Below are 17,293 nucleotides of genomic sequence, written 5' to 3'. Positions count from 1 at the left end.
TACCGGCAAAACCCGCCGGATTGCCCGCGCGCGGGCCCCATCGAGAACAACAACGGTTCCTATGTCATTTGGCATTGTATTTCACGCGGTCGCCGCGCTGGCGTACGCGGTGCTCGGCGCGTCCCTTTGGCGTCGCCTGGGCGGGACGGATGGCATCCAGCACGCGGGGCGGGTCGCCAGGACCTGCCTGATGGGCGCCCTCTTCCTGCAGGGCGTGGCGCTCTACCAGTCCCTGTTGGGCGGTCCCTATCTGTTCATCGGCTGGGCCCTGGCCCTGTCGGCGGCCATCTGGCTGGGCATGTTGATCTTCTGGCTGGAAAGCCTGGTCATCCGCATCGATGGCCTGCTGCTGCTGCTGTTGCCGGCGGCGGCCTTCGTCTGCGCCCTGGCGGCCGCTTTCCCGCAGGGGCAGGTCGTGCCCCACGCCAACAATTCCTGGCTGCGCGTCCATCTGGTGATCGCGTTGATGGCCTACGGCCTGATGACGGTGGCCGCGGTCCAAGCCATGTTGATGGCCCTGCTGGACCGCCACCTGCATCGCCCGCTCGAACAGGCCGAAGGCGCCAGCCTGATGGGCAAGGTGCTGGACGTACAGCCGCCGCTGCTGATGCAGGAGCGCTTGCTGTTCCGCATCATCTCCATCGGTTTCGCCGTGCTGACGCTGACCGTCATCACGGGATCGGTGGCCTCGTATATGCTGACGCAGCGCCTGCTTCCGTTCGACCACAAGACGGTCTTTACGCTGCTGTCGTGGTTGACCTTCGGCGTGCTGCTGCTCGGGCGTTACCGCAAGGGCTGGCGCGGCCGCGTGGCATTGCGCTGGACCCTGTCGGGGTTTGCCTTGCTGCTGCTGGCGTACACCGGCAGCCGGTTCGTGCTGGAAGTTCTATTGCATCGGGGTTGAAGTGGGCAAGGTACTTTTCTGGATCATCGTCGTGCTGGTGGCACTAACCATCGCGCGCATCGCCGCCCGCGCCAACGCCCGCAACGCGGCGCGCGATGCTGCTGGCGGCACGAGGAACAGCACCGCCGGCAACGGGGCGCAGCGCGCGCGGGGCCGATCGGGCGCCGCGCGCCGGGCCGTGCCGGCCGAACAGATGGTGCGCTGCGCGCATTGCGGCATCCACCTGCCCCGCTCGGACGCCGCCCTGGTCGATGGGCGCACGTGGTGCCAGGAGCACGCCAGGCTGGAGGCCAAATACTAGGGCAGCCCGAACCGCGGCAACCCAGGCCAACGCAACCCACTACGGCAACGCAGGAAAAGGACCACGGTACGGCATGGCGCTGCAACTCGATCGGCATGGATGGTTGAAACCCGCGCGCGGCGTGACGCACGCGCCTTCGCCCAATCATGACGCGAGGCCGGACGGGACGACGATATCGCTGCTGGTGATCCACAACATCAGCCTGCCGCCGGGCGAATTCGGCGGCCCGCATGTACACGGGCTGTTCCTGAACACGCTGGACTATGGCGCCCATCCCTGGCTGGAGCGGCTGCGCGGCCTGCGCGTGTCGGCGCATTTCTTCGTCAGGCGCGACGGCGACGTCGTGCAGTTCGTCAGCACGGACGCGCGCGCCTGGCACGCCGGCGTCTCGTGGTTCGACGGCCGCGAGCGCTGCAACGATTTTTCCATCGGCATCGAACTGGAGGGCACGGACGTACTGCCCTATACCGATGCGCAGTACGCGGCCCTGGCGCGCCTGGCGCCCGCGCTCGCGGTGCGCCATCCGCTGCGCGCGGTGCGCGGCCATTCGGATATCGCGCCCGTACGCAAGACGGACCCCGGTCCCGCCTTCGAATGGACGCGCTTCGGCCACCTGTGCGGCTTCCCCAGGCGGGCGCTGCCCGGGGCCAAGGATTGAACCTCAAGCCTTGAGGCTTGAGGCCGGCTGGAGCACGAGGCGTCACACCCGCGCCGGCGCGCGGGCCACGTCCATCAGGCGGCCCGCGCCGTCTCCGGCGGCCGCCATCCCAATTCACTGGAAATACCGTGCGCGGCCGATTGCACGGCCGGCACCATCTCGCGCATGCGCTCCATCGGCATGTAGGGAATGGTGCTGGACACGCTGACGGCCGCGACGATCTTTCGGGCCGCATCGCGCACCGGCGCGGCCACGCAGCGGATCGAAGGCTCGTTGTCCTCCAGATCGAAGGCATAGCCGGACAGGGCGTATTCGCGCATGCGCGCCAGGAAACGGTCTTCCGGCTGCACATTGCCGGCCGCCTGGGGAGACACCGGCGCACCGGCGCGCAGCATGGTCACCCACTCCGCTTCGTCGCCGTCCAGCAGCAAGGCCTTGCCGACGCCCGTCACGGCCAGCGGCATGCGGTGACCGACCCGCGATCGCATCTCCAGCCCTTTCTTGCCCGGTATCTTGTCCAGGTAGAGCGCGTCCGAGCCTTCGCGCACGGCCAGATGGATGGTGTCGCCGCTGAGCCGCGCCAGCTCGTCCAGATAGGGCCGGGCCAGGGTGGCCAAGGGAATTTCCTCCCGCGCCTGGAAGCCGAGTTCGATTAGGCGCGGCCCCAGCATGTAACCGTAACCCGGCAGCACACGTAAATAGCGTTCCTGCACCAGGCAGCTCGCGAGCCTGTGCGTGGTGCTGCGCGCGACCCCGATACGGGCGCAGATGTCGCGCAGCTCGCGCGCGCCCCCGGCGACCGCCTGGACGACGGCAAGGCCGCGCATCAAGGTCTGCGTTCCCAGCGTCTGCGACGCCGGATCCGCCTGTTTCGTTGAATCCATCCCAGCTGTTTCCGATTTGCCTCGCCTTTGCTGCACGGCCAGCGTCCCAACGGCGCGGATCAGATCTCTCTCGCCCCGGCTGTGACGTTGAATTCGCATTGTATCCCTATATATGGGACGAAATTCTATATTTTGAGCAAATCATCGACGAGTACTAGAATCCGGCCAGGAGGCAAGTAAGGACCAACACACAAAAAAGGAAGAATTCATGAATCCGGACGCGACACACTCCGCGGTGCTCATCGCACTGGACTGGGGCACCTCTTCGTTGCGGGCCTACCGTATGGGCCCAGATGGCCGGGTGCTGGACACGCGGCATCTGCCGTGGGGAATCATGCGGCTGCCGGCGCCTTCGACCGACGGCCCGATGCCTGCTTCGGCCGCCGTGGGTTTCGAGTTGGCCTTCGAACAGGCGTGCGGCGACTGGCTGCGCGCGCAGCCGGGCCTGCCCGTGATCGCCTGCGGGATGGTGGGCAGCGCGCAGGGCTGGGCGCAGGCGCCTTACCTGGACGTCCCCGCCGACCCGCGCGGCATCGGCGCGCAGTTGGCGAAGGTCGACACCCATCGCGGCGCCATGCTGCACATCATTCCCGGCCTGCTCCAACGGCAGGGCCTGGCCAACGTGATGCGCGGCGAGGAAACGCAGGTCGTCGGCCTCATCGACAGCGAAGCCGGCGCTGGCGGCACCGTGGACGACGACCTGCTGGTCGGCCTGCCCGGCACCCACTGCAAATGGGTGCGGGTGCGCGGCGGGCGCATCGTCGAGTTCGACACCTTCATGACCGGCGAGGTCTACGCCGCGCTGCGCGGCCACACGATCCTGGGCCGGACGATGAAAGATCCCGCCGCGCCGGACGATGCCGCCTTCCAGCGCGGCCTGGAAGTCGCGGGTTCGGCGCTGGGCCAGGGCGGCGTGCTGTCGACGATTTTCAGCACGCGCGCATTGGGCCTGACGGGACAGTTGTCCGCCCAGGCCCAGCCGGATTACCTGTCCGGCCTGCTGATCGGGCACGAAGCCGCCGCGCTGCGCGCGCTATTGGATGCCCGCGGCATGCCGTCGCGCATCGTCCTGTGCGGCGACGAGGACCTGTGTCGCCGCTACGCGAGCGCCTTGCCGCATTTCGGCCTGGCCGCTCCCACCCTGGCCGGACTAGCCGCCGAACGCGGATTGTGGCGGCTTGCCGTATCGGCCGGCCTGATCCGCCAGCCCTGAACCGCAACGAGGAATCGCCATGCCTCCCGTCCTGAAAACCGCGCAATCGCCCTTGCAGACCGCCATGACGCAGTGCGGCCTGATCGCCATCCTGCGCGGGATCAAGCCCACGGAAGCCGAAGCCGTCGGCACCGTCCTTTACGAAGCGGGCTTTCGCATCATCGAAGTGCCGCTGAACTCGCCCGAGCCGCTGGAAAGCATCCGCCAGTTGCGCCAGGCCCTGCCGCTGGATTGCATGATCGGCGCGGGCACGGTGCTGGATCCCGCCATCTGCCCGGAAATCGTTCGCGCCGGCGGCGAAATCGTCGTCATGCCGCACAGCGACGCGCAGGTCATCCGCGCGGCCAAATCGGCCCTGATGGCCTGCTGCCCCGGCGTCGCCACGCCCACCGAGGCATTCGCCGCGCTGGCGGCCGGCGCCGACCTGCTGAAGATGTTCCCCGCCGAGCAGCTGGGCCCGGCCGTCGTCAAGGCCTGGCGCGCGGTCATCCCACCCGAGGTGGCGCTGGTGCCCGTGGGCGGCATCACGCCCGCCAGCATCGCCGAATTCGCCCGGGCCGGCGCATCGGGCTACGGCCTGGGCTCCGCCTTGTACAAGCCCGGCATGACCGCCGACCAGGTCGCCGCCAACGCGCGCGACTTCATCGCGGCCTGGCGCCAGGCCTATCCATCCACGAGACAGCAAGCATGAAAATCACCAAGCTCACCACCTACATCGTTCCGCCGCGCTGGTGCTTCCTGAAGATCGAAACCGATGAAGGCATCGTCGGCTGGGGCGAGCCCGTCGTGGAAGGCCGCGCCCACAGCGTCGCCGCCGCGGTCGAGGAACTGGCGGACTATCTGGTCGGCAAGGACCCGCGCAACATCGAAGACCACTGGACCGTGCTGTACCGCGGCGGCTTCTACCGCGGCGGCGCCATCCACATGAGCGCGCTGGCCGGTATCGACCAGGCGCTGTGGGACATCAAGGGCCGCGCGCTGGGCGTGCCCGTCTCCCAGCTGCTGGGCGGCAATGTGCGCGATCGCATCCGCGTGTATTCGTGGATAGGCGGCGACCGGCCCGCCGATACGGCGGCCGCCGCCAAGGCCGCGGTGGAGCGCGGCTTCACCGCGGTCAAGATGAACGGCACGGAAGAACTGCAGTACATCGATACGCACGACAAGGTGCGCAAGTGCCTGGAAAACGTCGCCGCCGTACGCGATGCGGTCGGGCCGGACGTCGGTATCGGCGTGGACTTCCACGGCCGGGTGCACAAGCCGATGGCCAAGGTCCTGATCAAGGAGCTGGAGCCCTACAAGCTGATGTTCATCGAAGAGCCTGTGCTCAGCGAGCACTACGAGGCCCTGAAGGAACTGGCGCCCCTGTCGTCCACGCCGATCGCGCTGGGCGAGCGGCTGTTTTCCCGCTGGGACTTCAAGCGCATCCTGTCCGAAGGCTACGTGGACATCATCCAGCCCGATCCGTCGCATGCCGGCGGCATCACCGAAACGCGCAAGATCGCGGCGATGGCCGAGGCCTACGACGTCGCCCTCGCCCTGCACTGCCCGCTGGGCCCGATCGCGCTGGCCACCTGCCTGCAGATCGATGCCGGCTGCTACAACGCCTTCATCCAGGAACAGAGCCTGGGCATTCACTACAACGCCGCCAACGACCTGCTGGATTACATCAGCAATCGCGAAGTCTTCGACTACCGCGACGGCATGGTGGCGATACCCCAGGGGCCGGGGCTGGGCATCGAGGTCAACGAGGAATACGTCAAGGAACGCGCCGCGGTGGGACACCGCTGGCGCAACCCGGTGTGGCGCCACAAGGATGGCAGCTTCGCCGAATGGTAAATAGATAGATAAAGGAGACAAGCGTGCAGACCGCACACATCGGCGCCCTGCCCGGCGCGCAGCCTAGCCGTACGCGTTATCTGATCATGGTGATGCTGTTCATCACCGTGGTGATCAACTACCTGGACCGCAGCAATCTATCCATCGCGGCGCCGGCGCTGCGCGACGAGTTCGGCCTGGATACGGTACGCGAAGGCCTGATCCTCTCCGCCTTCGGCTGGACCTACGCGGCGATGCAGATCCCCGGCGGCTGGCTGGTGGACCGCGTCGCGCCGCGCGTGCTGTATGCCATCGCGCTGATACTGTGGTCGGCGGCAACCTTTTTCATGGGCTTCGCGGGCAGCTTCGTCGCGCTGTTCGTGCTGCGGCTGGCGGTCGGCGCGCTGGAAGCGCCGGCCTATCCGATCAACAACCGCGTCGTCACGACCTGGTTCCCCGAACGCGAGCGCGCCACGGCCATCGGTTTCTATACGTCCGGCCAATTCGTCGGGCTGGCATTCCTGACACCGGTACTGGCTTGGCTGCAGCATCACTACGGCTGGCACATGGTGTTCGTCAGCACCGGCCTGATCGGCATCGTGTGGGGCGTGCTGTGGTTCCTGGTCTACCGCGAACCGCGCCAGTTTCGCGGCGCCAACGAGGCGGAAATCGAACTGATCCGCCAGGGCGGCGGCGTGGTGGACCTGGAACGCCGCGCCAGCGAAAAGAAGACGCCCTTCGCCTGGGCCGACCTGGGGCTGGTCATGTCGCGCCGCAAGCTGTGGGGCGTCTACCTGGGGCAGTTCTGCCTGACCTCGACGCTATGGTTCTTCCTGACGTGGTTTCCGACCTATCTGGTGAAGTACCGCGGCATGGATTTCATCAAGTCAGGCTTCCTGGCCTCCGTGCCCTTCCTGGCGGCGTTCATCGGCGTGCTGTGCTCCGGCGTGCTGTCCGATTGGCTGATCCGGCGCGGCGCCACGGTCGGCATGGCGCGCAAGCTGCCCATCATCCTGGGCCTGCTGATTTCGACGTCGATGATAGGCGCGAACTACACCGACTCGACGGGCTGGGTGATCTTCTTCCTTGCACTGGCCTTCTTCGGCAACGGCCTGGCGTCGATCACCTGGTCGCTGGTCTCCGCGCTGGCGCCTGTGCGGCTACTGGGCCTGACCGGCGGCGTGTTCAACTTCGTCGGGAATCTGTCGTCGATCTGCACGCCCATTGTGATCGGGTATCTGGTCACGCAGGACAACTTCGCCCCGGCCATCGTCTACGTGGCTACGCTGGCGCTGCTGGGAGCGCTGTCGTACATCCTGTTGGTGGGGAAGGTGGAGCGGATAGAGATGTAGGTCGCGTGGCATTCAGGCATCGCCACCGATCGCCTGGTCCTTCTGATCCGACAGCCGTTCAAGCACACGATCGAGCATCAGAAGCCACCCCGCTTAGGTCGGGCCACGATTTCCAAACCGATGAGGTCCGCTAGATCGAGCACCTTTTGCAAGTGGAGCGTGGGCTTGCTGTCGCTCGGTGAAATTCCCGTACGGTAATTTCACTGGCCAAAAAAGGGCTGACGCGGACGAATATTACCGAGCGGTAATCAGAAGTGGAAATGGACAAAAAGAAGCGCCGAATTACCGGCCGGTAATTCAGCGCCCCTTTAGGTAACGCGTGCGCTCGTCACTGCTTCAACAGCAACGCGTTCATCCGCTTCACAAAAGCCGCCGGGTCGGCCAGCTGCGCGCCTTCCGCCAGCATGGCCTGGTCGAGCAGCAGGTTCGCCCAATCGTCGAAATCGGCGTCCGCGGCGTCGCGCAGGCGGGCCACCAGGCCGTGTTCCGGATTGATTTCCAACGCCGGCTTGACCGTGGGGGCTTCCTGGCCTGCTGCCTTCAACATGCGCAGCAGGTTCGGGCTTAGGTCGTTCTGGCCGACGACGATGCAGGCTGGGGAATCGACCAGACGCAGGGTGACGCGCACGTCGGCGACCTTGTCGCCCAGGGCAGTCTTCAGGCGTTCGACCAGCGGCTTCAGCGATTCCTGGACTTCCGCCTGCTTTTTCTTTTCCTCTTCGTCCGCCAGCGCGTCCAGGTCCAGGCCGCCCTTGGCCACGGACACCAGCGACTTGCCGTCGAACTCGCGCAGATAGGACAGCATCCATTCGTCGACGCGGTCGGACAGCAGCAGGACTTCGATGCCTTTCTTGCGGAAGATTTCCAGGTGCGGGCTATTCTTGGCCGCCGCGTAGCTGTCGGCCGTGACGTAATAGATCTTGTCCTGGCCCTCCTTCATGCGCGACACGTAGTCGGCGAAGGACACGTTCTGCGCGGCGTCTTCGTTATGCGTGGAGGCGAAGCGCAGCAGCTTGGCGATGCGTTCCTGGTTGGAGACGTCTTCGCCGGTGCCTTCCTTCAACACCGTGCCGAACTCCGTCCAGAACAACGCGTAGTCGTCCTTGCGGTTCTCCGCCAGGTCTTCCAGCAGCGACAGCACGCGCTTGGACGAGCCTTCGCGGATGGCGCGCACGTCGCGGCTTTCCTGCAGGATTTCGCGTGACACGTTCAGCGGCAGGTCCGCCGAGTCGATCACGCCGCGCACGAAGCGCAGGTACATCGGCAGCAGTTGCTCCGCGTCGTCCATGATGAAGACGCGCTTGACGTACAGCTTGACGCCGCGGCGGGCATCGCGATCCCACATATCCATGGGCGCGTGCTTGGGGATGTACAGCAGCTGCGTATATTCGCTGCGGCCTTCCACGCGGTTGTGGGTCCAGGCCAGCGGGTCGTCGTAGTCGTGCGCGACGTGCTTGTAGAACTCGCGGTACTGCTCTTCCGTGATGTCGTTCTTGGACCGGGTCCACAGCGCGTTGGCCTGGTTGACCGTCTCCCATTCGTCCTTGCGGACCTGTTCGCCCTTGTCGGCGTCCCATTCTTCCTTGGCCATGCTGATGGGCAGGGAGATATGGTCGGAATACCGGCGCAGGATCTCGCGCAGCTTCCAGTTGCTCAGCAGTTCGTCTTCGTCGGCGCGCAGGTGCAGCGTCACGTCGGTGCCGCGGCCGGCCTTTTCGGCCTGGGCGATGGTGAACTCACCCTGGCCGTCCGATTCCCAGCGGATCGCCTGGTCGGCTGGCGCACCGGCGCGGCGGCTCACCACGGTGACCTTGTCGGCCACAATGAAGGAAGAATAGAAGCCGACGCCGAACTGGCCGATCAGCTGGGCGTCCTTCTGCTTGTCGCCGGTTAGTTTTGAGAAAAACTCGCGGGTGCCGGAACGGGCGATGGTGCCCAGGTTGGCCACCGCTTCTTCGCGCGACAGGCCGATGCCGTTGTCCGAGATCGTGATGGTGCGAGCAGCCTTGTCGTAGTCGACCCGGATGCCAAGCTCGGAATCGCCTTCCATCAGCGCGGGGTTGTCGATCGCCTCGAAGCGCAGCTTGTCGCAGGCATCGGACGCGTTCGAAACCAGCTCGCGCAGGAAAATTTCCTTGTTGCTGTACAGGGAGTGGATCATGAGGTGCAGCAGCTGCTTGACCTCAGCCTGGAAGCCCAGGGTCTCCGATGCGGAATGGGATGCGGTTTCGCTCATGTCGAAATCTTCGTGTCTGCGTTGGTGGGATGGCGGCCGTCCTGGACGCCGCCGGGATAGGTCGGCTCAGCGCCAGGCGGCCGACCGGCTGGAGTATGGGGCCGCGGCAGGTTTTTTCAAGTCGCCGGTGGGCACTGGTTTGCGGGTGCCCTGCCGCCTCGGGCAGCAGCGGCCGGCAAGTCAGCTATAATGCCGACCTTTCCGCCACGCGGCGTCTGTTTGTACGGCCGTGGCAGGTCCCTCCGCTGGATCTGCCCAGTCCGTCGAACGTCAAGGACGCCCGCGCACGACCTGCCCGGGTGGTGAAATTGGTAGACGCAGGGGACTCAAAATCCCCCGCCGCAAGGCGTGCCGGTTCGATTCCGGCCCCGGGCACCATTAGATTCCATATGCCGACTGGCCTATCCTGAGCCAACTATATGCGTCCTGCCCGCCGCACAGCTGCGGGCACCCCTCGGACTTCGCCGTACGTGTACAGAAAAACCGGATTTTTATACGCGTCGCAGGCGACATGTATAAGAAATCGCATTTTCTATATATGTTCGCTCGGCCCCTACCCATCCCGCGATCAGCGACTACAGGCAGCCGGTCTGGGTCACCGAGGACCAACACTACGCCGACGGTAACGCCGCATATCTTAGAGGCACACCGCCTTACGCCGCATAGGGAGCAATATGCTCGCTACGCTTAAACGCGACTTGACTCGAGAAAAATCCGCCGCAACTCTGCCTTTTTGAGCATCCGTCACACGCGGGCAGGAACTCATTCTTCCAGTCCGAAATCGATTGTCGGCAGACGTCATGCACATCATCATTGATAAGGCATAGCTGATGGTTGTATATCGAGCAGGACAGACCATAAGCTTTAAGCACCCCGATTGCCTCGGATAGAGTGTCGCGATACTCGTAGGGATCGATCCAAAGCTGTTCTAAATTGGCCCTCGTGAAGCCGGTAATCTCAAGTCCCATAAGTGCGACGTGATCGACAAATAGGAGATTCCGAACGATGAATTCACATGTTTGCACAAGACGCGGGAGCGACTGTTGATGAATGACTACTCTTATCTCGACACGCACCCCATGCCGTTTCAGATTGAGGACCCCGTGCAAAGTTTCATCGAACGCGCCCTCGGATTGGACGATAAAGTCGTGCCTCACCGGGTCGTCCGAGTAGATCGGGATTCCCAATTGCAAATCTGGGTGCTTTACGCGCCCGAGCTTGGCCGCATAGCTCTCACTCTTGAAAGCGCGTCCGTTGGTTAGCACATCGACCGACGTTTTAGGCAGGTTACGCTTCGTTATTTCAATGAGTTCAATAAAACGGTTGCCGTATGTGGTTGGCTCGCCACCCGTGAAGCCGATATTCGGGGTATCTGTTGGAATCATCCGAACCAAAGCAAAGGCATCTTCTAACAGCCATGTATCATCGACATCTTTGGGCGGTTGACTACACATCAAGCATAAATGGTTGCAGCGCTCGGTCAGTAAAATGGAGTTGTTCGGTGTGTTCTTGCGGAAAACCGTCGACACATTGCCGCTCTCCGGGTTGAGTCGGACAATGTCTCCTTCAGCCAAGTACTGGAAGTCCTCCGAGAGGAGGAAAACGTTCTTTGAGTCACTCAGCACTGGCAATTCTTCGCCCGCTTCGCTTCCGCCTAGAACCAAGATAGAAGCGAAACCTTCGGGCGCGGCGAAGGGCGGATGATCAATCGGAATCAGGAGCGCATACCTACTCCTCATGGAAGTGGGAAGATCTTCCCTGCTCGTCACCGACACTAATCTGGGGGTTTCGAGCGAAGCGTTATGCACTCTGGCCTTTTCTCTAAGCTTTAGCATGAGGCTCCCCACTTCATAAAGAGTCTGCGAACAAATGGGTCGGCCTCCATGCGCCGCACTAAACCCCGGAATATGTGCATGTTCCGCTCGCAGAATTCGCTTTCGGGCTTGCGGCCAACTACGTCTCCTTGCTGTGCCCAATGGAACACCGGATCGGAGCCACACCATGGCTCGAAAGCGCAGTCATGGCACATAGGTGACGAGTAAGCAAAACTTTCGTCCAAAGCGCGAAGCAACGTCTCATTTGTGAACAAAGCGTCGAAAGAATCATCAACGGTTCCCAGCTTGAAAGTCTCGTCACCCATTTCAGCCAGCATCCGCGCTTCATCGCTCGCGTACACGGCGCCATCATAGTTGTAGACCACAGCTCCGATCCCGATTCCCGCAGGAGACATCAGGTCGACGTAGCCAGGATCGGCACTGGTGAACATCTTGGCTAAGATTGTGCAAGCATAGTATTCGCGGAAGGCAACTCCTCTCCTATTGAGTTCAATGATGTAGTCTAGCCCCTCGTCATAGAACTGCAGCCAACGCTTTGCGTCGTAGGCGCGATAGAGCTTGGTCTTTACGGCAAAGCCGTAGGGGGAAAGCGGTCGAAGGAATATCCCTTGAAACTCCATCGCAAGATATTCGTCGACGATTTCTCGAACGCTACCAAGGCTGGCCTGAGTAGTCGTCATCAGTGCGCTGACCTTGTCTCGTCCGAGCCATCTCCTGGCCCTCTCGATTCCTTCAATAACTCGCTGGTGGGAATCTTTGCCGGGTCGTGGCCGGTTCTGGTTATGAAGCTCTTCCGGGCCATCCAGCGATGTCGAGATCGTTATCGCATGCTCGGCACAGAATGCAAGCATTTCATCGGTGATGACGGCTAGGTTTGTCGCCGCAACGAACGCGAGGTCTTTCGGCTCAGCTAGTTTAGAGTTCGCGACTTTCGCGGCAACTACGACATGTTTCATGAGCTCAAAGTTCAGGAAAGATTCCCCTCCTTGGAACTCAATCTTGATTGCCTTGTTCGGCGACCGAAGAGCGAGCTGAATGGCCTTGTCTGCGTGCTCGTGAGACATGTCGAACGCGTCTTTGTCATCAGACTGCCGAGATACTTGGCAATACGGGCAAGCATGCTCACAACGCAGCGTCAGCACAAAAATGTGAAGGCCCGTCCAATCTGCCAGCCGTTGATACCGCGACCGAACTTTTATAGCTAACAGGTCGGCGCCCATCTTGGAATGGGAGTCCGAAAGAAAGTGGCGGGACCGTAGCTCTATGTATTGAGGGTCGTATGCGTTGAACTCGCCGTTCGCGAACCGATGAAGTGCATCGCGCGAGAGCACTATGTACTCGCCAGACAAGTTTGTGGCGACATACCGCTCTTCATCGAGCTCAGTGAAGCGGAACGGTAGTAGGTCGTAACTGGCCGTCGCGCCTGTAGGCTGCCTGTTGAAAAACGCTATTGGCTGAAATCGGCTCATGCCATAACCTCACAACGAAGCTGGCGTGTCCGCGCCGGCGATAAGGCCAGTCTTGGAAAAGGCGTGCGACAGAATGAGATTGCGCACACCTTCGGTTTGAGATCGGATCTGCTCGCGCAGTTGCTGATCCAACACTTCATTCCGAAGCCGTCGCTCAAGATATGTCAGTCCCTCGGCCGATTTCTCGACCAATGGACTGACACTGACGGAAATCGTTGTGGCGCTGGGGGACTCCTCGATTGCTACCTCGAAGGAAGCGACGTTGGAAAATCGATGACAGGCTTTTTGAACGGCTAATAGCGAGAAGGCTCTGCTGTCGAATTTGAGATTCATTGAACGAGACAAGGTTTATCTCCAGAACCAGCGCATCACGACAGCGCTGAGTCAGATTGGACCCAGAAAGGGAAACGCCCCGGGATGGCCGGGGCGCTATTGGCTTTCTCGCTAATCAGCTCCCAGAGCGATGACTCTGGTGGCTGCTGTGGCTGCTGTGCGATGCATGCGACCTGTGCTGAGCGAAAAGTTGTCCGGCTTCTGAACGTCGCATTGTTAGGGCATGCAGCTCATTGCCCTTGACGTACGTGAGCTCGCTGATGGTCGAAGCTGAACGATCGAGTGCGAGCTTTTCCGCATGCTGGTCGAGCGTGGCAGTCTGGGGGGGAACGCTGGCCGAGACGTCAGCGCCGAGTGCTGCAGCAGCAGTCGCTACTGGAACTAGAAACGCGAATTTCTTCATTTGGCATCCCTCTTTGACTTCGTTTTATTTGCTTAACCCAATGTAAATTCTACGTATCCTCGTCACCTTTAGCAATCTAATTGCACTCGTGTGGATCCCCAGGGGTATTCCCCAAAACTCCGCAACCTCGGTCTTTCGGCGCAGTAGTAAAGAGGCTGTTGGATAATAAGAATTATTCTTGCATCGCTTCGATGTAATTATTCAAAAACTTGAACTCGACATAAATCGCCCCCCTGGTCCGTACTCCTATTAATGCAGTTTGCACTCCCACACAAGCGCCGAAGACGAGCGAAAATATCAAAAGCTTATTTATATATTCAAAAAAGTCCATGACCGAGCGTGGGGGCCAATGAAGGCATCCAACTAAGCGGAAGGCGGAAAGCTCTCCGCCCCACTCGCTGAAGCCTTCGACGAGGCGGGGCATAGCGCCGTCCTTTGTAGATGGGCTAAAAAATGCTGCGCTGACAAGATATAGATTCGGTTCAGAGCAGACACAGAGGCTGGTACTGGTCGCTTTTTAAAACTGACTAGATCCTGATCTGTAGATACGTGCCGCAACGCGTGTGGGTTTGATACCAGTCTCGGGCACTATCAGAAGTTCCACAGAACTATCAATGCCCCCAGCCTCGCCGCGTCTCCGGCCTTCTGTACTGAAGATCGGACCGCAAATATTGCATGTCCGGCTACCATCTGAATTTGCGGTTGGCCGCTACGGATAGCCCGAACTCGCTCCACTCCCTGCCCAAGGTGCCGGATATTCTTGGGCTATCCCCGAGCGTATGACGTCGCCGCTACTTCCCGGCCCAGCCAGGCCGACACTCTTCCGAGGTCAGACATGGACTATCAACTCAACGACAAACGTGCCCTGGTCAGCGGGTCGACCAAGGGTATTGGTTTTGCGATCGCGACGGCCCTGGCGCGCGAGGGCGCGCACGTCATCGTCAATGGCCGCACCGAGGCTTCGGTGGCCGACGCCATCGGCCGGCTGAAAGCGGATGCGCCCTCGGCCCAGCTCACCGGCTTCGCCGGCGACCTCTCCAATCCCGATGACATCGCGCGACTGGTAAGCAACCATCCCGACGTCGATATCCTGGTGAATAACCTGGGCATCTTCGACCCCAAGCCGTTTGAAGAGATCCCCGACGCTGACTGGCAACGCTTCTACGACGTGAACGTCATGTCCGGCGTTCGTCTGTGTCGCGCCTACCTTCCCGGCATGAAGCAGCGCGATTGGGGCCGTATCGTTTTCATCAGCAGCGAGAGCGGCATCCAGATCCCGGTCGAGATGATCCACTACGGCATGACCAAGACGGCCCAACTTGCGATTTCGCGCGGCTTGGCGGAGTCTTGCGCCGGAACCGGCGTCACCGTCAATTCCGTGCTGCCTGGTCCCACGAAATCGGAGGGCGTCAGCGAGTTCGTCGAGAAACTGTCCGGCGGTGCATCGTTCGAATCCTTCCAGAAGACATTCTTCGAACAGGCGCGCCCCAGTTCCCTGTTGAAGCGCTTCATCACCCCGGAGGAAGTCGCGAACATGGTGGCCTACGTCTGCTCGCCTGCCGCATCGGCAACGACAGGCGCCGCGCTTCGCGTCGATGGCGGCGTCGTCAGGAGCGCGTTCTAGAAAATAACCAGGAGGAGACTCAAACGTGAAGATCGGGAGAAAACAAGGACAACCCGGCAAACTGTGGCACGCGCTCGCGCTCGCGCTGGCCGCCGCGACGCTGTGCGTCGGCACCGCCAGCGCGGATGACAGCCAGGGCGTCAAGATCGGCGTGCTCACGGATATGGCTGGCGTCACGGCCGACGCCACCGGCAAGGGCTCGGTCGAGGCCGCGCGCATGGCCATCGAGGAAGCCGGCGGCACGCTGCTCGGCAAACCCGTCGCCCTGGTCTACGCCGACCATCAGCACAAGCCGGACGTGGGCAGCAGTATTGCCCGCACCTGGTACGACACGCAGGGTGTGGACGTCATCGTGGACGTGCCCAATTCCGCCGTGGCGCTGGCCGTCCAGGCGCTGGCGGCCCAGAAGAAAAAGCTCTTGCTGATTTCCAGCGCCGGCACGACGGCGGTCACCCAGGCCCAGTGTTCTCCCTACACGGTGCAGTGGACCTACACGACCTACGCCCTGGCGCGCGGCACCGCGAGCGCAGTGGTGCAGGAAGGCCTGAAGAGCTGGTTCATCCTGGCGTCCGACTACGCCTTCGGGAAACAGCTGGCGGCCGATACCGCCAGCGTGGTGAATGCCAATGGCGGCAAGGTGGTCGGTACCGTCTACCATCCGCTGAATGCTGCGGATTTCGCTTCGTTCCTGTTGCAGGCGCAATCATCGCGGGCGCAGGTCGTCGCATTGGCCAACGCCGGTGGAGACACCATCAGCGCGATCAAGCAGGCAGCGGAGTTCGGCATCGTGCAAGGCGGCCAGAAGCTGGCGGCCATGCTGCTGCTCGACACGGACGTCAACAGCCTGGGCCTGCCGGCCGCGCAGGGAACGTACCTGACCATGCCGTTCTACTGGAACCAGAACGACGGCACGCGCGCCTTCAGCACCAAGTTCCAGGCGCGGGTGGGACATCCCCCGACTTTCCTGCAGGCGGGCGTCTATGGCTCGGTCCGGCACTACCTGCAAGCCGTCAAGGCTGCCGGCACGACCGATTCGGACGCCGTGATGCGCAAGATGAAGGAGCTGCCCATCGATGACGCTTTCAGCATGAACGCGCATATCCGGGACGACGGCCTTGTCGTGCGCGACATGCTGCTGGCCCAGGTCAAGCCCCCCGCCCAGTCCACGCAGCCCTGGGACTTCTACAACGTCGTGCGGCGGATTCCCGGCGACTCGCTGGCATGGCCGCTTGCCGACAGCCAGTGTCCGCTGGTTCGCAAGTGATGGCGGCGACCGGGAAACCCACGATCGCGCTGAGCGACTTCGGCAGCTTTTATGCCGGCGGCCGGCCGCTGCAAGTCACGGGCGAGCCGGTGCGCTCGATCGCTTTTACACGCACCGCATCGCTCTCCTACGACCCCAATGGCCACTATCACATCGAACATGCGTACGTGCAGTACTTCATTCCCGCGCAACTGAGCCAACCCTTGCCGCTGGTGCTGCTGCATGGCGGCGGCATGACGGGCACGATGTGGGAACAGACGCCGGACGGCCGCACCGGCTGGCTGCAGGCTTTGCTGCGGGTGGGACATGCGGTCTACGTGGTCGACAACGTCGAGCGGGGACGCGCGGGCTGGGTGCCGTTCGCCAGCGTATGGCCGGAGGCGCCGATCATCCGCAATGCGGAGGAATCGTGGTCCCTGTTCCGCTTCGGTGCCGCGGCCGACTATGCGCAGCGCAAGCCGTTCCCGGGGCAACGCTTTCCGACGCAGGCGATGGAAACGTTCATCCAGCATGCCGTGCCACGCTGGCTGGGCAACAACGACATCGCGCTGGACGCCTTCTGCGCGGTGCTGGAGCGGGTCGGACCGTGCATCGTGGTGGCGCACAGCCACGGCGGCGAGGTGGCCTGGCGGGCCTTGCAGCGTTGTCCCCAGCACGTACACGCGGTGATCGGCATCGAGCCGTCCGGCTTTTCGGAGCAGGTCGACGCGGTCGCCGTGGACGGCAAGCCTTTCCTGTTCGTCTACGGGGACTTCCTGGATGCAACCCCGCTATGGCGCGACCTGGTGGCCGCGGGTAACGCCTATGGCGATCGGCTCGCCAGCCACGGCGGGAAGGTCAGCCGTTGGCTGCTGGCGGAACGGGGCGTGCGCGGCAACTCCCACATGATGATGATGGACGACAATAGCGACGAGATCGCCGCCGAGGTGTCCGGCTGGATCAAGGATTATTGCGGTCCCGGCGGCACGGCCGGCGGGTCTTCGAACGCCGCTGTGTGAGGCG

Annotated in this window: 16 protein-coding genes and 1 tRNA gene; 11 read left to right on the top strand and 6 right to left on the bottom strand. The window is 62.5% G+C overall.

What is annotated here, in order from left to right; genetic code table 11:
* The first annotated feature begins 61 nt into the window (after window positions 1-61).
* The 3 genes from CAL12_RS02250 (at window position 62) to ampD (ending at window position 1,863) form a co-directional block, all read left to right on the top strand.
* Window positions 62-904, top strand: a complete 843-nt coding sequence (locus tag CAL12_RS02250; protein WP_086062993.1) for a cytochrome C assembly family protein — start codon at window positions 62-64, stop codon at window positions 902-904.
* A gap of 1 nt (window position 905) precedes the next feature.
* Window positions 906-1,205, top strand: coding sequence for a PP0621 family protein (locus tag CAL12_RS02245; protein ID WP_086062992.1), 300 nt, complete (start codon window positions 906-908; stop codon window positions 1,203-1,205).
* A gap of 73 nt (window positions 1,206-1,278) precedes the next feature.
* The gene (ampD, locus tag CAL12_RS02240; RefSeq protein WP_086062991.1) at window positions 1,279-1,863 is read left to right on the top strand and encodes a 1,6-anhydro-N-acetylmuramyl-L-alanine amidase AmpD; all 585 of its coding nucleotides are present in this window, start codon (window positions 1,279-1,281) and stop codon (window positions 1,861-1,863) included.
* A gap of 74 nt (window positions 1,864-1,937) precedes the next feature.
* On the opposite strand, the gene CAL12_RS02235 is transcribed toward ampD, so the two are convergent.
* On the bottom strand, window positions 1,938-2,810 hold the full coding sequence (locus CAL12_RS02235; protein ID WP_442857329.1) for an IclR family transcriptional regulator: 873 nt from the start codon (window positions 2,808-2,810) through the stop codon (window positions 1,938-1,940).
* Window positions 2,811-2,955: 145 nt separating this feature from the next.
* On the opposite strand from CAL12_RS02235, the gene CAL12_RS02230 reads away from it, so the two are divergent.
* Genes CAL12_RS02230 through CAL12_RS02215 form a run of 4 tightly spaced genes read left to right on the top strand, consistent with a single transcriptional unit; the run spans window position 2,956 to window position 7,127 of the window.
* A complete protein-coding gene (locus tag CAL12_RS02230; protein WP_086062989.1) occupies window positions 2,956-3,960 on the top strand; it encodes a 2-dehydro-3-deoxygalactonokinase in 1,005 nt (334 codons plus the stop codon).
* Window positions 3,961-3,979: 19 nt separating this feature from the next.
* Window positions 3,980-4,651 (top strand): 2-dehydro-3-deoxy-6-phosphogalactonate aldolase, encoded by a 672-nt coding sequence (locus tag CAL12_RS02225; RefSeq protein ID WP_086062988.1) that lies wholly within the window; start codon window positions 3,980-3,982, stop codon window positions 4,649-4,651.
* Complete coding sequence (gene dgoD, locus CAL12_RS02220) at window positions 4,648-5,796, top strand: galactonate dehydratase (protein WP_086062987.1); 1,149 nt, start codon at window positions 4,648-4,650, stop codon at window positions 5,794-5,796. Before CAL12_RS02225 ends, dgoD begins: the two co-directional genes overlap by 4 nt.
* A 23-nt stretch (window positions 5,797-5,819) precedes the next feature.
* Window positions 5,820-7,127, top strand: coding sequence for an MFS transporter (locus CAL12_RS02215; RefSeq protein ID WP_086062986.1), 1,308 nt, complete (start codon window positions 5,820-5,822; stop codon window positions 7,125-7,127).
* A gap of 328 nt (window positions 7,128-7,455) precedes the next feature.
* On the opposite strand, the gene htpG is transcribed toward CAL12_RS02215, so the two are convergent.
* The gene (gene htpG / locus CAL12_RS02210) at window positions 7,456-9,363 is read right to left on the bottom strand and encodes a molecular chaperone HtpG (protein ID WP_086062985.1); all 1,908 of its coding nucleotides are present in this window, start codon (window positions 9,361-9,363) and stop codon (window positions 7,456-7,458) included.
* A gap of 293 nt (window positions 9,364-9,656) precedes the next feature.
* Here htpG and CAL12_RS02205 point away from each other — a divergent pair.
* Window positions 9,657-9,741, top strand: a tRNA-Leu gene (locus tag CAL12_RS02205).
* A gap of 275 nt (window positions 9,742-10,016) precedes the next feature.
* Here the strand turns inward: CAL12_RS02205 and hxsC are convergent.
* From hxsC to hxsA2, 4 genes are all read right to left on the bottom strand, one after another.
* The gene (gene hxsC / locus CAL12_RS02200) at window positions 10,017-11,198 is read right to left on the bottom strand and encodes a His-Xaa-Ser system radical SAM maturase HxsC (protein ID WP_086067629.1); all 1,182 of its coding nucleotides are present in this window, start codon (window positions 11,196-11,198) and stop codon (window positions 10,017-10,019) included.
* Window positions 11,192-12,667 carry a His-Xaa-Ser system radical SAM maturase HxsB gene (gene hxsB / locus CAL12_RS02195; protein ID WP_086062984.1) on the bottom strand — a complete coding sequence of 492 codons (1,476 nt, stop codon included), beginning with the start codon at window positions 12,665-12,667 and terminating at the stop codon, window positions 11,192-11,194. Before hxsB ends, hxsC begins: the two co-directional genes overlap by 7 nt.
* A 9-nt stretch (window positions 12,668-12,676) precedes the next feature.
* Window positions 12,677-13,012 carry a His-Xaa-Ser system protein HxsD gene (gene hxsD / locus CAL12_RS02190; RefSeq protein ID WP_157792861.1) on the bottom strand — a complete coding sequence of 112 codons (336 nt, stop codon included), beginning with the start codon at window positions 13,010-13,012 and terminating at the stop codon, window positions 12,677-12,679.
* A 103-nt stretch (window positions 13,013-13,115) separates the two neighbouring features.
* Window positions 13,116-13,403 (bottom strand): His-Xaa-Ser repeat protein HxsA2, encoded by a 288-nt coding sequence (gene hxsA2 / locus CAL12_RS28375; protein ID WP_086062982.1) that lies wholly within the window; start codon window positions 13,401-13,403, stop codon window positions 13,116-13,118.
* Window positions 13,404-14,238: 835 nt separating this feature from the next.
* On the opposite strand from hxsA2, the gene CAL12_RS02180 reads away from it, so the two are divergent.
* From CAL12_RS02180 to CAL12_RS02170, 3 genes are read left to right on the top strand one after another with little or no spacing between them, the layout of a single operon-like run.
* A complete protein-coding gene (locus tag CAL12_RS02180) occupies window positions 14,239-15,027 on the top strand; it encodes an SDR family NAD(P)-dependent oxidoreductase (RefSeq protein ID WP_086062981.1) in 789 nt (262 codons plus the stop codon).
* Between the two features lie 25 nt (window positions 15,028-15,052).
* Complete coding sequence (locus tag CAL12_RS02175; RefSeq protein ID WP_420042746.1) at window positions 15,053-16,291, top strand: ABC transporter substrate-binding protein; 1,239 nt, start codon at window positions 15,053-15,055, stop codon at window positions 16,289-16,291.
* Window positions 16,291-17,289, top strand: coding sequence for an alpha/beta fold hydrolase (locus CAL12_RS02170; protein WP_086062980.1), 999 nt, complete (start codon window positions 16,291-16,293; stop codon window positions 17,287-17,289). The genes CAL12_RS02175 and CAL12_RS02170 overlap by 1 nt, the downstream gene beginning before the upstream one ends.
* Window positions 17,290-17,293 lie beyond the last annotated feature (4 nt).

It is taken from the genome of Bordetella genomosp. 8 (genome assembly GCF_002119685.1).
Lineage (GTDB): Bacteria > Pseudomonadota > Gammaproteobacteria > Burkholderiales > Burkholderiaceae_B > Bordetella_C.
Note: the sequence above shows the minus strand (reverse complement) of the source record. Positions and strands in the feature narration are given on the sequence as shown.

Excerpts from the sequence above, each read along its gene's own strand:
- CAL12_RS02250 (WP_086062993.1), top strand. The coding sequence starts at position 62 with ATGTCATTTGGCATTGTATTTCACGCGGTCGCCGCGCTGGCGTACGCG.
- ampD (WP_086062991.1), top strand. The coding sequence starts at position 1,279 with ATGGCGCTGCAACTCGATCGGCATGGATGGTTGAAACCCGCGCGCGGC.
- CAL12_RS02230 (WP_086062989.1), top strand. The coding sequence starts at position 2,956 with ATGAATCCGGACGCGACACACTCCGCGGTGCTCATCGCACTGGACTGG.
- CAL12_RS02225 (WP_086062988.1), top strand. The coding sequence starts at position 3,980 with ATGCCTCCCGTCCTGAAAACCGCGCAATCGCCCTTGCAGACCGCCATG.
- dgoD (WP_086062987.1), top strand. The coding sequence starts at position 4,648 with ATGAAAATCACCAAGCTCACCACCTACATCGTTCCGCCGCGCTGGTGC.
- htpG (WP_086062985.1), bottom strand. The coding sequence starts at position 9,363 with ATGAGCGAAACCGCATCCCATTCCGCATCGGAGACCCTGGGCTTCCAG.
- hxsC (WP_086067629.1), bottom strand. The coding sequence starts at position 11,198 with ATGCTAAAGCTTAGAGAAAAGGCCAGAGTGCATAACGCTTCGCTCGAA.
- hxsB (WP_086062984.1), bottom strand. The coding sequence starts at position 12,667 with ATGAGCCGATTTCAGCCAATAGCGTTTTTCAACAGGCAGCCTACAGGC.
- hxsA2 (WP_086062982.1), bottom strand. The coding sequence starts at position 13,403 with ATGAAGAAATTCGCGTTTCTAGTTCCAGTAGCGACTGCTGCTGCAGCA.
- CAL12_RS02180 (WP_086062981.1), top strand. The coding sequence starts at position 14,239 with ATGGACTATCAACTCAACGACAAACGTGCCCTGGTCAGCGGGTCGACC.
- CAL12_RS02170 (WP_086062980.1), top strand. The coding sequence starts at position 16,291 with ATGGCGGCGACCGGGAAACCCACGATCGCGCTGAGCGACTTCGGCAGC.